General features: G+C 58.8%; 7 protein-coding genes and 3 pseudogenes. 2 read left to right on the plus strand and 8 right to left on the minus strand.

The features are described 5' to 3' along the window. On the minus strand, positions 1-1089 hold a 1089-nt coding region (locus CO666_RS34630; protein WP_245436851.1), incomplete at its 3' end, for a transposase. Positions 1090-1612: 523 nt separating this feature from the next. On the opposite strand from CO666_RS34630, the gene CO666_RS24605 reads away from it, so the two are divergent. After that, the gene (locus CO666_RS24605; protein ID WP_008536079.1) at positions 1613-2500 is read left to right on the plus strand and encodes a hypothetical protein; all 888 of its coding nucleotides are present in this window, start codon (positions 1613-1615) and stop codon (positions 2498-2500) included. A 2252-nt stretch (positions 2501-4752) separates the two neighbouring features. Continuing rightward, positions 4753-5310: pseudogene (locus tag CO666_RS24630) on the plus strand (radical SAM protein); the annotation flags it as partial. A 209-nt stretch (positions 5311-5519) separates the two neighbouring features. Here CO666_RS24630 and CO666_RS24635 read toward each other — a convergent pair. The 7 genes and pseudogenes from CO666_RS24635 to CO666_RS24670 form a co-directional block, all read right to left on the minus strand. Further along, on the minus strand, positions 5520-6530 hold the full coding sequence (locus CO666_RS24635; RefSeq protein ID WP_012489527.1) for a LysR family transcriptional regulator: 1011 nt from the start codon (positions 6528-6530) through the stop codon (positions 5520-5522). Between the two features lie 191 nt (positions 6531-6721). Beyond that, positions 6722-7048 (minus strand): annotated as a pseudogene (locus CO666_RS24640) (carbamoyltransferase N-terminal domain-containing protein); the annotation flags it as partial. Between the two features lie 823 nt (positions 7049-7871). Next, positions 7872-8110 (minus strand): annotated as a pseudogene (locus CO666_RS24645) (SIR2 family protein); the annotation flags it as partial. Between the two features lie 99 nt (positions 8111-8209). Further along, the gene (locus tag CO666_RS24650; RefSeq protein WP_012489526.1) at positions 8210-9826 is read right to left on the minus strand and encodes a hypothetical protein; all 1617 of its coding nucleotides are present in this window, start codon (positions 9824-9826) and stop codon (positions 8210-8212) included. Positions 9827-10122: 296 nt separating this feature from the next. Next, positions 10123-13728 (minus strand): type VI secretion system membrane subunit TssM, encoded by a 3606-nt coding sequence (gene tssM / locus CO666_RS24660; protein ID WP_097593478.1) that lies wholly within the window; start codon positions 13726-13728, stop codon positions 10123-10125. Positions 13729-13737: 9 nt separating this feature from the next. Continuing rightward, the gene (gene icmH, locus CO666_RS24665; protein WP_012489524.1) at positions 13738-15027 is read right to left on the minus strand and encodes a type IVB secretion system protein IcmH/DotU; all 1290 of its coding nucleotides are present in this window, start codon (positions 15025-15027) and stop codon (positions 13738-13740) included. Further along, complete coding sequence (locus tag CO666_RS24670) at positions 15027-16247, minus strand: type VI secretion system-associated FHA domain protein (RefSeq protein WP_210256236.1); 1221 nt, start codon at positions 16245-16247, stop codon at positions 15027-15029. The genes icmH and CO666_RS24670 overlap by 1 nt, the downstream gene beginning before the upstream one ends. Position 16248: the final 1 nt, after the last annotated feature.

Genomic DNA, 16248 nt, shown 5'->3' on the forward strand with positions numbered 1-16248 from the left:
ACGCTTGGCGCCGACGCGAGCCTTGGTTGAGACCACGTGAGTCTCCGTTGCGGCATCGACGTCTTGCTGCCCCGAACTCCGCGACGACGTCTTGCCGCTGCTCAATCCGAACGCCTTCTTGAACCCTGACGCCATGCGCGACGTAAATCCGCGGCGTTTGCCCTGCGGCGCCGCGGCGACTTCGCCCGCCTCCGCCATATTGCTCGATGTCTTGCTCCCCGAGCCGCCGAATCGCAAGCTGCTGGAGCCCGCCCGAGAGACGTCTATGCTGTGGCGGGCGCCGCTCAACGAGTTCTCCGGCGCCAACGACTGCGGCGTCACTCGCATCGAACCGCCCACGGATCTGCGACGCGGCACACGGTCGCCGGCGTCACTGTCGTGCGAACCGAGGCGCAAGTCGCTCAGATCCTGTTCCACATCTCGTCTCTGTGAATTGTACTCCCGGATCCAGGCGTCCGTATCGAAAGCTCCGGTCACGCCTTCGATCCACTCACTTACTTCGCGAGAATCGTCATCGCGCGGCTGGTTCCGTCTTGGGTACATCGATGCCGGTCCTCCGGAAATCAAATTTGGAACCTCGATCCTATTGACGCCGGACGGCTCTCCTTCCCGTCGAAGCAGGACGAACAGTCGCCGATAGCCGAAACGCCGACGCTCGTTTGCAAGGTCACGCAGCTTTGCCCGCAGCGCCACCTCCGGCGGTCGGCAGGACCGATAACGCACCGTCTTGCGGTCGGCGGATATGATCTGGCAGGCCCGCCGCTCCGAAAGACCCATCACGGCCTTCAGATGCGTGACGGCTTCACGCTTGGCGGCAGGCCCTACCATTTTTTTTGCAAGAAGCTCGCGGAGCGCGGCCGCATCCAGCATCTGTTCGGCCAGCAGCTTTTTCAGCCTGGCGTTCTCGTCCTCAAGCGCCTTCAGCCGCTTGGCCTCGGACACTTCCATACCACCGTATTTGGCTTTCCAGTTGTAAAACGTCGCTTCCGAAATCCCGTGCTTACGGCAGAGGTCGGCCGCCTTCGCGCCTGCCTCCTGCTCCTTCAGTACCGCAATTATCTGCTCTTCGGTAAACCTCTGCTTCTTCATTCGTCCGTCCTTTGATGGGCCGGACTCTAATCAATTCTGGAGGAAATTCGCAGTGGCAGGTCACCTTCACCACCTAAGGGGTCACGTGGCTCCGCTTTTCCAAAGCATTTTAGAATATCGATTTTGCATGATGGCGACCAGTCCGGTTGCACTAGCATATGCGTAATCTGCAATTGGAGACCAACAACGGTGAAAACAGAACAGGCCCGCGGGGCGGTAAATTTTCCGAGACGCCTCTAACATTCAAGCTAATCTTAGCCCTGCCGCGGCGCAGACACCTCCGACGGACTGTCAGCCGATTCGACGATGGTCTGGCGAAGGGAGCCACGCTTTCGCGGATCCTCGAGGCTTGGGCTGAGGTAAAGGGATCAGGAGCGGCGCATGCAACGCGCACCGCCCGCTTCATCGAGTCTAGCAGTCACGTATCCGCTTTATAGGCCGGACATGTGAGCGCACCGTTCCCATGTGAAGCGACTGAAAAGAATGCGCTTCATCACACCTTTCACTCTCAGGAGAGACCGCCATGGATAACTCAGAACGATCGCTGCGCTACAACATTTCCGAGGAAGATGATCGCACCCGGGCCATGGCGGGGTGGATCGAGAATATGACCGGGGCACAAACGCTTACGGGCATGCCGTCCCGATCAACGCCAGATCCCCATGCTCTTTCGCCTTCGTCGCCAACGCGACCATACTCGCTCTCTTCCGAACCTCCAATTAAGGTGCTCGACAGATCGACATTTGCCAGAAAAGTAAGGGAATTTTACGGTGATGAAATCAAGCACATTTCCGTCAATCCACAAGAGTACTCGCCCTTCGTGTCCTCTAAAGCCCTGCGTACGGCTACCATCGCTCGACTCTACGGCGGCACCGACAATGATACGCCCAGCGCGCGATATTTCAGCTATGATCTGGGAGAACGAAGCGTTGGGCTTTTAAGAACAGAGGATGGATTTAGCATCGAAAACGAGCCGTGGCGGGAACTATTTCCCGGTCGAAGAAGAATCACGTCGATTGTAGACCTTCGCGTTACTCATCCGCTTGTCGAGAACGCAGGCGATATTCTGCTCGAACATCAACTTCAACTCGACGGCGAACAGCCGTTGATCATGTCACGTCCCGCTACGCCGGAGATGGGAACCCGTCTAGAGCAGATGGGTTTCGTTAATGTGGGTGAAAATCGCTGGGTGCTCGACCCTACGCAACATCCCGACAAGTGGACAAAGAATAGCAAGGGTGGATGGCAGCGCGCCGACAAACCTTGGAGTTATCTCTCTAAAACCGTGGAGTATCTTAGCGACGATGAAGCAGGTGTCGAGGAGCATTCGAGTGACGCCAGTGTCGAGACAGATTCATCCGATGATGACCCGTCTTGGTACTTCGAACACCTCAATTTGAACCGCGGCTAAAAGCTTGCCTCATCGTGAGGACTTTTTGCGCCGCCGGCTGAGTTGATACGCCCTTGTATTACGGGAGGACGCAGGCGAAGATTAGAGACTGCAATAATTGCTGCGACTCTCTGCGACGGCCCGCCTCATGCTGCACTCCGATCCTGCCGCGATGCAGATTGGCGGGGCTGGCTTCTGGGTGGTCCGCAACGATATCGCCGTTGGGGGTATCTTCTGATAATGGCCGTCGGGTTCGAAAACCTTCTGGTTGAGCCCCTAAAAGATCACCCAGGTACTCCCCAGGCGCCTCATGAATAACGACACCGAAGCGCTTGAACTCGAATCGCTCGTATCCGGACCCGTCGCCAAGCCCAAGGCGACCGTCCGACACGATGTCGATGAATGATCGACGTGCGAGCTGACCGGAAACCGCAAGGTCCGGTCGACATCATCGGGACGCGCCCATGGGCCCCATCGGCACGCGTTGGCGAATAGCGGCGAGATCCGTCTCGTCGGCGCGTTCCAGTTCTCGACCATCGGCGTGCGCACATAGCCGAGCTCTTATGGCCGTCAGGCCCACTCGACGCGACGCCAACTCGCATGCCAAACTTTTCGTGATCAAGATCAGGCCCCTTCCAGGCAGCGTAGCCGTTGCGTCTGGGGCGCCCAGCAACCCGCCCAGCGAGGCCACATTGAAGATCGCAGGGCCGCGCGGCAACGCCGCACCGCACCGTTCCGCTTCCAGGAAGATCCACGGCAACGACAATGTCGCCGTTTGTCGCAAAGGCATCGACCAGAGCGCGGCCAATCCCGCCTGCAGCGCGTGTAATGACGGCGGGTGTCTGCTTGCTTCATGGATTAGCTTCTCCTGCTCCGGCGTATGCGATCTAACGCTAAAGGAGCCAGATGACAGCAAGTTAGCACCACGTCCCGGAAAAGAAGAGTTCGGCACCAGCTGAACGCGCCGCTATTCCGCCTCGGCTTTTCATGCTCTTTGCCGCTTCCGAGCGTATAGACCGGGTCGTTAGAATGCGATGTTCCGATCGGCTGCCTGAAACCGAACCGCTCAAACTCTGGCGACGCCGCCTGCTGTGTCTGCTCCTCGAGCCAATCATAGACCACTGTGCGGTCGGCAATTCTCCACTCCCCCTTCCCTTTTCAGAAAATGGTCGCAATATCGACCACATAGGAGAAACCTGGCAACGTTTGATCCGGCCGCAGTCCGGCCCTCGTTGGAGCGCAGTGAAGTAGCTCTCGACAGGTGCTTCAGCCGGGCTGATAAACTCAATCAGAACGTTGGTGATCTGGTGGATGTTGCGCGGTTCGGTCTTGAAGACACCAAGCGTGAACTCAATGAATCCCTCGGCGGAGCCCGTGTACGCTCCGTGAACGTCCTGCGCATCAGGCCAGAAGGAGCTGCGCAGCCCCGCCTCGTCCGCCCGTCTATCCCGCGGCAATACCGATAGGACAGTCGCGGATCGTTTCGCGATCATGCAATTCGACCCATTTTCGTGGTCCATGGCCCGTCGCAAGTCTGGTCTTGAGTTGAAAATGGCGTTCTATGCATCTGCGAACGGACATTCGCGCCGTCGGCGCTTGACTTGGCCTCGCAATGCCACTTCCCAGGGAACGTCTGTGAACTCAAACAGCGTGCGTAGGACAGCAACTCCCGCGCAATCAAGGACCATTGGTGCGTTGGATTTTGTCTGCAAGAACAGCCAGGGCCTCTCTGCGCTTGTGTGGAAGGTAGCTAACGGTCCATTCGGCGACAATGCGATCGACGAGTTCGCCAGAAAGAGCCCAATGTCGACTGGATCCCCGTTTGCGGCCGCCGGGGCTGCCGGTGCCTGTCTCGGCGAAGTCTCCTCCAAAGCCTGTATCCGAACGATCCTGCCTGGCTCCCAATCGGGCTCGTCTGACCGAGCGGGAGCGGCTGATCGACGCGAGGGAGAAATCTGGGGCCAGGCGGCTCGCCTCTCGGCGTCACCCCACGTTAGGCTGGTTATGCCATCCGCGGGCATCAAATCGGGGTGAAAGAAAGTTCTAAGCCTGGTGTGGTCGAGCGGCCCGACCTGCCCTCCTCAACTCAAGCACTCGAGGCGAGCCGCCATTTTACCGGTGTAGGTCTATTGTCGAATGCCTGACAACCCTATGTCGGGTCGCAAATGGAGGGAACCGGACAAAAAACTCTAACCAATTGAAAACTAACGCAATTTTCATTGACATGGCCCTTGCTTCTTGAACCGCGACGTTAAGCAGCAACGGAGCCTTTAATGCCCCCACCAATGATTTCGCTCAAGAACCTGACCAGCACGACAACTATGAACCAACTGCTGGCCACAGCGAAGTCCACTGCTTGCGCCGCGTCATTGTGCGGTTCGTCCGCAAAGCCGCACCACGTCGAGCCGGCTGTCTGGGAGAAAATCACGGACCTTTCCTGCTATTTAGAAAAAGCGCACTACTATTTCGCGCGCATGCACGTCGTAGCCGCACCAGCTTGCAATATCCAGTGCAACTACTGCAATAGTAAATACTGCGCCAACGAAAGCCGGCCTACGCCTGACCAGGCGCTGCGAAAGGTCGTTGCGGTCGCCAATGAAGTCCCTCAGCTTTCCGTGCTCTTTATCGCCGGACCAAGCGATGCCTGTTATGACCGGAAGAAGACAAAGGCGACATTTGCACGCGGAGCCACAGAGGTCCCCGATATCAAGCTGTGTCTTTCAACCAACGGTCCGGCAGTGCCAGACCGTGTCGGCGAGCCTGCTGACATAAATGTTGATCACTTGACGATCACCATCAAAATGGTCGATCCGAGAGCCGGCGCGAAGATATCCGCGCCACTGCAGGGCCGAGCCGCAGCTCAGCAGAAGCCCGGATACAAGCAGACCCCGCGAGCACATAGGCATCCAAGTCTCGATATTCGTCCAACATGCCTGGCACTCTCGGGCGCAGCAGCGCTGAGCTCTTGGTCATTTCCCCGCGCAAAATCCCCGTTTGCTCTCTTTGATGCTTCGGGAGCATCCCGATCACCGCTTCTGTGTCAGTCTGCTCCCGTCTCCAACGCTGCGGCGACCTCCTTGCGCAGCCATTTATGCTGCGGGTCGTGATGGCACCGCTCGTGCCAGATGAGCATGACCTTGTACGGTGCCGGCTCGAGGGGTGGATCAACAACCCTAAGCGGCAGCATCGCAGAAACTTGGGTCGCAACGCGGCGCGGGACGAGCAATACCAAATCCGTCCCCGAAGCCACCACCGCTGCCGTGAGAACGCTGGAAAAAAGTATGGGACTACGATCCTCTCGCAGGTTGGGCAAGTGGTCGTAGATCGGGCCGAAATGGTCGGGGGAGTCCGTACTGATGGCAGCGTGACGCAAGGTCGCGAAGTTGTCGATCGTCCATTCCTGCGCCAGCGCGGGATGGTCGTGGCGCAACAAACACGCGAAGCGGTCTGTATAGAGACTGCGCCGAAAATAGCCAGGCAGTTGCACGTCAATATGCCCAACGGCCAAATCAATATCACCTTGCTCAAGCCCCCGCACGGCACGATCAAACGGCAAACAGGCGAGTGTGTCGAGATGAGGGGCACGCTCGCGTAACCACGGCAGGAGGCGCGGTAGTACAGCCAAAGCTTGATGATCGGGGATCGCCAGCGTTGCCCCCCTCCCCCATTCTTTTGAGATTACGCTGCGGCTTGTCACCATCTCTCGGATCGTACGCAGTGCCGACGGCAGCCTTTGAGCCAAGTGTTCGCCTTGCGGCGTTGGGATCAAACCCGTTGAAGACCGCACCAGCAGGTCATCATTGAACATGCCGCGCAGCCTTCCCAGTGCCCGGCTCATCGCCGGTTGACTCCGCCCGATGTGCTGGCCCGCGTGCGTCACGTTCCGGTATTCGAGCAGAGCCTCGAGCGCGACCAGGAGGTTGAGGTCTATTGATGCCAAGTTTATCTGGTGTCCAGTGAGGCGCTCTCCTCTCCAATCTTGCAACATCTTTCGCCTATAAGCGAGTTGATCCGTCACCTCTTTTTCTACATAGCGTTTCATGACGTTCATTCCTCAACAATCAATTCCGGGTCCAACGTTTTCGAGTTCATCTCGGCGGTGGAGCGCGGGTGACAACCTCATGGCATTGTGCCATCACGCGTCCAAGGGGCGGCCAGATCTGTGTGACGATGGCGATCACATGGAACATCGGGGTGTCCCACAGGAATATAGCGCCCGTGTCGACTTCCCCGAGCCCGTTGCAACAGTCTCGGATCCGATGCTGGGGTGCTTGGGTGAAAGAGGCGCACGCGCTCGAGCACAGCGTTGCAATAGGCCTCGGTCGCATAATACGCGATGCGGTCGATGTCGCTCAGGTGAACACCTGCAGATGCGAGGCAATATTGAATCGAACGCATTGGTAACTTGTTGGAGTGCTTGATCCGGTTAAGGCGCTCCTCCTCGACCGCCGCTATCACTCGCCCGTCGCGAACGGGAACCGCAGCCCCATCGTGCATAAAGGTGCTCGGTAGATCGGACGAATTTTCGTAATCTTTGCTTAGACCGCCACTGAGCCCTAGACACAGCATGTTGCTCTCCAGTTCGTTTCGGAAGGTAGGTCGCTCTGGCCTGGCCACCGGCCTTCGTAGTTTCATAGGGTGGCGCTTGACAGTGCAGCTAGAGCTCACGGGGTCGAAGCCGATACCATTAGTGACCGGCGCGGCGACATTGCCGACAACCGATCCTGCGCAACCTTCTTGATCATTGTTGCGACGCCGCACAGAAACCCGGGCCGAAGCGCTTGCAGCAGAACTGCCTAACCTATCCACATCACTCAATCCTTCATATTTCGGCCCGACAGCCGCAAGAAAACATCACGAGGTTTGGTGGCCCTGCAAAAGGCGCAGACCAAGTCCTCGCGGCTGCGAGCGCGCCTGCTCTGGCTTCTAGTGATTGTGGGAGATGCACTCACAGGTTAGTCGACCAGGGAACAGTGCTTCTTGTGAGAGCCCTATCAGCACTGAAACGGGAGAAGCAACGGTGAAGATTCTGCCCGATCACGACCAGCGTAAGATAACAATCGAGGCCAGGCAACTGACAGAGGGCTCCAGGTCGAATTTCCAGCATCGTCTCCGCACCTGAGGACCCATTTTTTTAGAACTCCACATAATCTACACAGCGCTCTTCAGCGTTTTCTAAGGGCAATCGTTTTGAGCAGTAAAATCGTTTTTGTGGATGGAATGCGTGCAAAAAGGAATGGGTGGATTCATAGCAAGGCGAGCGGCACTTTCAAACAGCGGCCGTGATGATCAACGTTTACGGCAAATCCGCCTCCGACGTCGGTGCCGACGACCGACCTCCGAAATCCTCGTGTATCGTCGTACCCGCAACACTCCTTCTCTACTCTGGTTTTCAGCCGATAAACCTAGCCGCAGCTTCGCCAGTCGGCACGTCGATAAGCGTGATCGGGCTTGCTGCAAGGAAACGGCGTTGGTTGTTGGTCGGCGCTGCCGCATCCAGCACCGCAAAACGTGGTGCGTTGGATCGCGTCATGATCCGTCGGGCGTAGGTGCGCAGCATCTGGTCGTTGAAGCGGCAGCCGATGAAGAAGAGCCTCTGTTGGTGCGCCGCTCCTTCACCGCTTCGCTGACCCACCTGAGCGGCGGAACTCCTTCCGTCGCTGATGAGGCCGTTGATGGCCTGCTCGCCCGGCCTTCCGGTGGGTCGGCCGGCATCGAGACAGGCGATTATTACGCGGCGGGCGCGGCGCGCGAGGTTTCGATGCGCTTCAGTCCATCGGTGATGGCCGCGAGCCCTTCCCGCAGCGTCTGCCCTATAGTGCCCGGACCGATGTCGATTGGAGGATTGTCAAGCATGGCTACAATGTCGCTGCCGTTGAGATAATCGAGCTTCTTCTGGACTGTGGTTCGGACACGCTCGGTCGCGCTCGACAGTGCCTCACCGTTGCGTTCGGTGATGGCGGAGAGCTGATCTGAAAGCTCTCCTCCGAACTGCAGGAAGATGTCGTCGACATACCTCCACGTTCCGCCGCGGGCTTCCACATCGACCATCTGGTTGATCTTGCTCTTTACCTCATCCCGCAGCGTCAAGGCAGTGTCGAGATGAGCCTGCCATATAGCTATGATACTTTCGACCGAGTTCTCGATGGATTTGGTCCTTTCGGGCTGGTCTGCGATGCCAAGAAGGACCAGAAGTTGATCATCGTTACCGAGCCGCGGGACCACCGCTGCGATCAGACGCTCCACAACCGCGCGCCTACGGGCTGCATCGCCTAGTTCCTTCGGCCATTGCGACGACACTATCTTCGCAATCCTCTCAGAATTCGCGTTCTCTAGCGGATAAGAAAGCTGTCGCTCCTGAGCCTTTGCCTTGATCAGACGGAACAAGGACTCTACTACCTCGTCTTGATCGAGAGCGCCCGTTGGAACTCTGTTCAGATCGATCCCATTCACCACGACCTCTTCGCGGCGGTCGCCGTTTGTCTCGCCCTGCCCCGCCCCATCGGGCATGTCATCCACATATTGAAGATTTCGCAGATTCTCAGGATAGGCCAGCATCAACAGAAGTCGGCCGGCGAAGTTGTGCAGCGTTGCCTCCTGCTCTTCCGGAGGCGTCGCAGCCAGCACACGTTGCAGCCAATCCGCGATCTTCGTGGTCAGATGGGACAACTCTGCGGTCTGTCCCGCGCCAATTTGCGCGCTGAGACTTACTGCGTGATTGGAAATGGTCGCGGCCGCGGCGGCAATGCCCTCCTTCACTTCCGGGAGAAGCTGCTCCAGGAGCTCAGCCCCGCCTTCACGCTTGCTTCTCTCTTCAGTTTCTTCAACACTCCCTGCAGAGTTCCCTTCCGCGCTATCGAGCGCCGTCATCGGCCGATTGAATTCTTCAGAGTCGTCGGGTGGAAGAAATTGGGAGTTCTCCTCGGCGTTCATCTCAAACTGCTGAATGTCTTCTTCAGTTAAGATTCCTGCTTCCTGCATGTCAGGCAACCTCATGCGGAAGTTCACGAAATACTTCTTCATCACCTTTTGGACCTGCGGGAACCCGGCCTTTCCACCATCAGCCAACTTGACGAGGATAACGCCGTTTTCGTTCATCCTGCCCGTGCCTCTCCGCAGAAGCGAAAAGTTCTCCTTACTACTATCCTCATCATCTTCAAAAGGCATGTTTTTCAAAGTTTGTGCCAATCCATTGAGCTTTTTCTTACTCACCAGGACAGCAGGCTTCCGCAGATCGCCAACCGTGCCGACCGCAAAGCAGAACTCCAAATCCGCTCTGTTCTTCGTCTGGTCGATCAACTGCAGAAATTTCTTCGCTCTTGTCCTATTGTGCTTCATTCCGGCCATTATATCTCTCCAGTTTCCTGTTCTAGATCAGTGTACGTCGGTTGATAGGGTGGGACAGGATCTGATCACCCAACTTCCCGAAGATCTGCCTGATGGAGGTGACCGCGCTCTCCAGCGGTCTAGTCGAGCGGGAAAGCGGCGCGCCGAGATCAAGCGACGATCGCCGCCAGTCGCAGCCGTGACCGCCTCCGATCCGGCCGGCAACCGACATGCCGACCTCTCCCGCCGCAGACCTGCGTGGGCGTCTCGTGACCCCATAGGGCTTTCCCAGCGCCAGTCGGATGCTATCCCGGCGTTCATAAGAAATCTGGACATCGGAATTCTGACAGCAGATTGCGGGACAACGGGCTCATCACGCTGTCAGGCTGGAGGTTAAAAACTGCCCAATGGCGACCGGACACCAGTCGTACCTGAATAAGGTCCCCTCCTCCCAATGGCTGCTTATCCGCCTCATTTAAGAGGCGAAACAGCGCCCAATGGCCGCTCTTGGAGAGGGTGGCGCCTTGAAAACCGATGAAAGCGACGGAAGCGCCGCCGACGCCGCCGGCCGTAGGCCAATGGAAATGCATGGCCGCCGCGGCCGTTCCTCGTCGATGTTCGAGGCGCTGGCCGTCGATGTCTACCACCACCTGGTCTGTCAACGGATCGGTCTCGGCGACGGTGAGCAGGAATCCAACTGACACCTGGCCGGCATCATCGAACATGGTGTCGCGGATCGTGGCTGCCCGTTGGAACTGGGCCAAGGTATTGCGGCCGATAGGGAAATCGACACCGCTCGTTGGCCGAAACTGCCACGAACCTTTGGATTTGTCGACGAATGGGGAAAGGTTCTCGGCGAAGAAAGTGTCGATCTCCGCCTTGCGGCCGAACAGCCGGGCGAAATCGCTCAAAGGGATATCCCGGCGGGATCCGCTCGCGAAGGGATACCGTCCTTCGGTAGCCCGTCGGCACAAATCGCCGGGGCCGCCCGCCCAACCGCTCGCCAACCCGCGCCTCATGCCGCTGACGGTTAGGTCCGAGCTGTGGCGGCTGAGGCCGAGGATCCATTGCCGGATGGGTTCGGGCAGATCGGCCGCCCCCGCCTCGATCTGTTGGATGGCGACGCCCGCCTGCCCGTTGTGTTCCAAGATGTTCGAACCCGCCAGCCCCTGCGCCTGGCTGAGGGAGCGATACAGTTCGCCGAGATCCCGGAGAGCACTGTCGATCGGCGCCTGCGCGCCCGCTTGGCTGTTCGACGGCACTTCGACCAGCTGGTGCAGCCACCGGAAATGATCGCCCATATAGAGCTGGACGTGAGCTTCAGGCGTGTCCGCGGCCGGTTGAGACCGGAACAGTGCCTCGAGCTCGCTTGGCAACACCTCGCCCTGGGGGACACTGTCACCTTTCGTCAAGCCGTCCTCGGGAGCCGGTGGTTGCTTGAGCTTTAGCTCCTGCGCCGCCGCGAAAAGGAACAGGCGCATTGGTGACGTCGGCGCGGACAGCGTGTTCAAGGTGCGCAGCGCGTCATCGATACCCCCAGACGGGCGGATGGACATATCGCCAATGAGCTGGTCCCAGCGCAACGCGAACTCCTGAGCGTAGAGATCCGCCGCCGAACGCCGCAGCTTCTGGCTCACATCACCGGCTGCAATCGGCGCGACTACCTGTGAGTCGAGAACCCAGCCTTCTGCAGCGACAGCGTCAGCCACTTGCGGCAGCAATCGCAGGAAGGTTCCGTAAAACCCCGCCCTCGTGTAGATGCCAGGAACCCCCTCGCTGAGCGGCTGTCCCGATTTGCGAGCCAGGACGCCCTGCGCCAGCGGCCCGGCATGGTCGGCCAGACGCCAGGTTGGCGCCCGCGAGGCTTCGGGACTGGTCGCGATGATGTCGAGGACGCGGCGCGCCATCGAGACGGTCTGGAGCTTCGCGCGGCTCCTCTCGATCAGTTCGCCATTAAGCTCACTATGGGGCAGCGGCCCTTCCATGAGTGCATCCAGGTGATCAGCGAGCGCGCTGCGCAGGCCGGCATCGGCTTCGGCCGGAAACATCACTCGCCAGTCGGCAGCCATCCAGTTTTTGACGACCGCGCGCTGGAGCGGACCCTGCTGACCCAGCATCAGGTAAACCTTTAACGCCTGGTAGACGAACTGATCATCGTCGTGCCGCTCGACCAATAAGGTTTCCAACCGGAACATCAGCCGCGGCAGCAGGATGGTGTTCACGGCGCGGCGGTACGCCGCGAGCGTCTGAACCTTGATTTTCTTACTCTGGTCGAGACCCGAACTTGATAGGCGGCCGCCCGCGCTGTCGCCGTTGGCATCACGCAGCCGCTGAAGCAGTGGCAGGATGGGTCGAAGATCGCCACTCTCAACCCGGTCGAGCTTCAGCTTTTCAGCCCCTCTGGCATAGCTGCCAGCCATTAGGCGAACGCTCTCGATCAGCTGAACATTCCGAATATAGCTGAACGTCCATAAGACGCTGGCGGTAACAATGACCGCCGCTATCATCGTGTAGGCGCCATACCGGATCCGCCGCTGGCGCCGATCGAAGCGGTGATTGGCATCGACGAGCCCAGCTTCGGCGAAAACGACTTCGCGCAGCAGCCGGCTGATGAAATAATTACGGCCCGGGCCACGAAGCGCTGTACAGGGCGGCTGAGCGATCTCGAAGGTCTGAGATCTGGCGTTCGCAACTCGATCGAAGGGCATGCCAATTTGCGTGCCGCTTAAGAAGTAGACGCCGCGGAGCATAAGCGGTTCCTGGAACGAATTCCCGCCAAAGGCTTCCTTCAAGAACTGTTGCGTCAGGTGCTTGAGGCTAGCGACCTGCTGTGGGAAGCCGAACATGAGCGCACGACGCTGGAGGTTGCTTTCGTGCTGCATTCGTTCAAGCAGCCTTTCGTTTAGGCGGCCAACAAGCGCATCGTATGCTGCGGCAAACGCCATCGGATCGCCTTCGTCCTCCGACGCCTCTTGCGCAAAGGTGAACCCCCACACCGCCTCCCGCCCCTCGCGACCCAGATCGTCGAAGAATTCAACAAATCCCGCCAGCAGATCGCTCTTAGTGAAAAGCACATAAATCGGCAGTTGCAGGCGAAGCTCCCTGTACACTTCGAGGAGCCGCTCACGGATACAGCGCGCGCGATCGGCGAGCACTTCCTCGGATGTAGAATTCAGCTCGCTGATTGCGATCGTGACTAAGACACCGTTCAGCGGCTGCCGTGGCCGGGAGCGTCTGAGCATACGAAGCAAGCCACGCCAAACCGCTTTGTCCCGGTCTGCATCACCCTCCTGTACCGTGTAGCGCCCAGCAGTGTCGACGAACACCGCGTCATCGGTGATCCACCAGTCGCAGTTTTCCGTACCCGCTAACCCACCGGCGGCTCTCAGACCGGACCTCGCCGCCATCGGAAAGCTGAGCCCGGAATTGACTATTGCTGTGGTCTTCCCCGAGTTGGGCGGACCGATCATCACATACCAGGGCCGCTGATAGAGCCACCGCCTGCTGATACCTCCTGCGTAGCGGCGCCCCTTGAGTGTGGTAAGGGTCTCGCGGAAACGATGACGAATCGCCTCCAGCTCTCTTTCAGCAAGCGTGCTGGCTTGCCCCACACTTCGGTCGGAAGGCCTTGGGTCTCTCTTCTTCTGCTCGGCCCCACCCGCGTCCAGCGCTCCCGACACTCGTGATTGGACGAGGTCTTCAAAATAGGCCTGAACCTTGTAAAGCTGGGACTGGATCAAGTAGATCACGGTGTATCCGACCGGAATCAGCATCGATGCCGCGATCTGGCTGCGAAGGCTGTCAAGCGGCGCAAATCCTCCGACCGAGATATGCGGTCCGAGCGTGAAGATTAAGGCACATACGATCGCCGCCCCGCCGACACGGAGCCATTGCCACCTAAGCGCTTTCTTGATTGACTGCATGGCTTGTCTTCATTGTGTCTTTGTGATGATGATTTGAATCCGACGGTTCCGCGCGCGGCCCTCGGGCGTGTGGTTCGAAGCGACCGGTTCTCCGCTCCCTCTGCCCTCTTCTCGCACGCGGCCTGGGTCATCCATCATGGATTTGATAATCTCGGCAGCTGCGCTCGCACGCGCGAGCGAAAGGGAATCGTTTGAAGGGAAGGCGAGTGATTGCACCGGAATGGCGTCGGTGTGCCCGGTCAGGAGGACCGATCCCGACTCACCGTTCAGAGAACGACCAATTCGTAAAAGAAGCGGCAGGAACATTTTCTTCACTTCCGGACTAGCAGAATCGAACATCCCGGAGGCGCGAATGATAACGACGATCTGCTGTGGGTCCTCGGACACAGTGACAAGCCCTTCGCGGATTTCGGGCTCGAGGAAGTTACGCAGTCGGTCGCTGCTCATAACAACCTTTGGTGGCAATGCGATTCTCGCCGATCTGACAACGCCGTTCGGCGGCAATGTCGCGATATCGTTGAAGACAGCGTCGGCGCGGGCATTTAATGCATGCAGGAGTCCGGTATAGATCGAGAGGAGTAATCCTGCCCCAAACGCTACGACGGCCCAGATTGGAACGATTGTGCGGCGTGGCTTCGGATTATTTGAGTTCCTCCGCCAGTGCGGGGATAGTTCGCGCTCGAAGTCACCACGGGCTGCTCGGATCAGGCGGTAGACGTCTTCGCACAGCACACTGAGCTCTGCGGCTCCTCCCGCAGTGACGCGGTAGCGGCCTTCGAAGCCCAACCTCATGCAGTAGTAGAGCAGCTCCAGCAGTTCTATATTGATGGCCGGTTCATTTTTCAATTGCGTCAGCAGATCGAAGAAGCGCTCGCCGCCCCAGGTATCGCTGAACAGCGATCCCACCAAGCTGCGCGTCGTCCAGACGCTGTTGCTGCCCCAGGCTGTGTTCAGAACGATGTCATCGATGGTCGCGCAGAGGGCGTATTTGCAGACCTTGATCGCTCGCGAGGGCAATCCGAGCGGCGTGATCCGACGCTCAAAAGCATCGATCTCCCGCAGCACCCTAAGGCGCAGTGCTTCAACGTCGATATGGCTAGCACTGCTCTTGAGCTGAGCGCTGAGACCCAGCAGCGCCGCCGCGGCCGCGACCAGTGGATTAAGTCGGTCGAGCGCAAGCATCTCCCAGGTAAGTTCGTCCGCCACTGGCGATGACGGCGAAGGGACAGCCAACTGCTCCTCGGCGTGAAGGAGGACGAGTGGCTGGGATTTTGGCATCGTTTCCTCAATCACCATCATCAACCCGCCCACTTCCCTTCGGAGCGGACGCTCTCATCGTGGGATCGGCGGGCGGGTCGACTACGCTCTCGCACTGGGCGCGCGAAGTCGGCGCCGAAGCTCCGGAGCAAATCGGTTTCGATGCTCGATACGACGTCATTGAAGACGCGCACGTACGCACTCCGGTTTCGCGCCTTATGGTTGCGGTGCAAAAGGGAACGGGGCCGCCCCATCGCCTTCTCGATCCCTGCTAGGGACAAGCGTGCACGGACGCTGGACAGAGCCTTCTGCACAGCCGCGAATGACACGTCATGCGTCCCACGGTCGGTGAAGGCTTGCTCAACGGCCAGGTCTCCGCGGAGGGACCCGCTGGAGTCATTGCACAGAACTGCGCGCAACGCCTCGCCGACATCGGGAACGAGACTCAGGGTTTTTTCGTCGGAACTCTTATTTCTGAATAATTGTTCGCCAGCTCTCGCTCGGAGAGTATGCTGTGCAGCGCGGCGGAATACAGAAGCATTTTCCCTGCACGATCCAGCACGCTTACGATGCCGGCATTCCGGACATCTGCCAATGATAAGCCGCAGGCGGCAAGGAAAGCCGTGACCGCCGCTCGATGATTCTTGGCGAGATGATTGCTCCACCTTGGGTTGCGTCAAGATGGGGGCCCGATCTGGCACACTGTCTGCGTAGATATCCCACGGACTTCTCATCATGCCCGCCAGCGCGTCTAAACGAGTGCCTAAGAACGGCAATGGTAGGAACTCGCCGTCCCTCAGGTCCAGCAGCGCTTCTTCACCCCGGGTGCAATTGCCCGCCAGGAGCGACGAGGCCGTTTCGAGGGGGCCAAGAAGACTCAACTCCTCACTTGTCGCTGCAAGTTGTCCCTCCGGTTCGGCGGCACTCTCCGCAATGGATATCGAAGGCGACACCGCGACGACATCGGTCATATAGGCGCCGATCTGAATAACATCGCTGGTTTTCCGGGCGACCGGCGCCTCTGACGGAAGCGGCACCGCCTCGTCATTTTGACATGTGTCGTCGCGGCCTCGGTCGATCAGTACGTATCGCCGTGCCATGCACTCGATTGAGCAGTGGGATTTCGAGACCATCTGCTGATCATCCGGCAGAACCAGGCTGTTGCCTGCTCGGCTGGTAGTCAGTCCACCAGCCGCGTCGCCCGGCACGAGATATTCCGGAAAACTACATCTATTGCTGTGTACACGTAGCGTGAGGGGCATT

Source organism: Rhizobium chutanense, from assembly GCF_002531935.1.
Lineage (GTDB): Bacteria > Pseudomonadota > Alphaproteobacteria > Rhizobiales > Rhizobiaceae > Rhizobium > Rhizobium chutanense.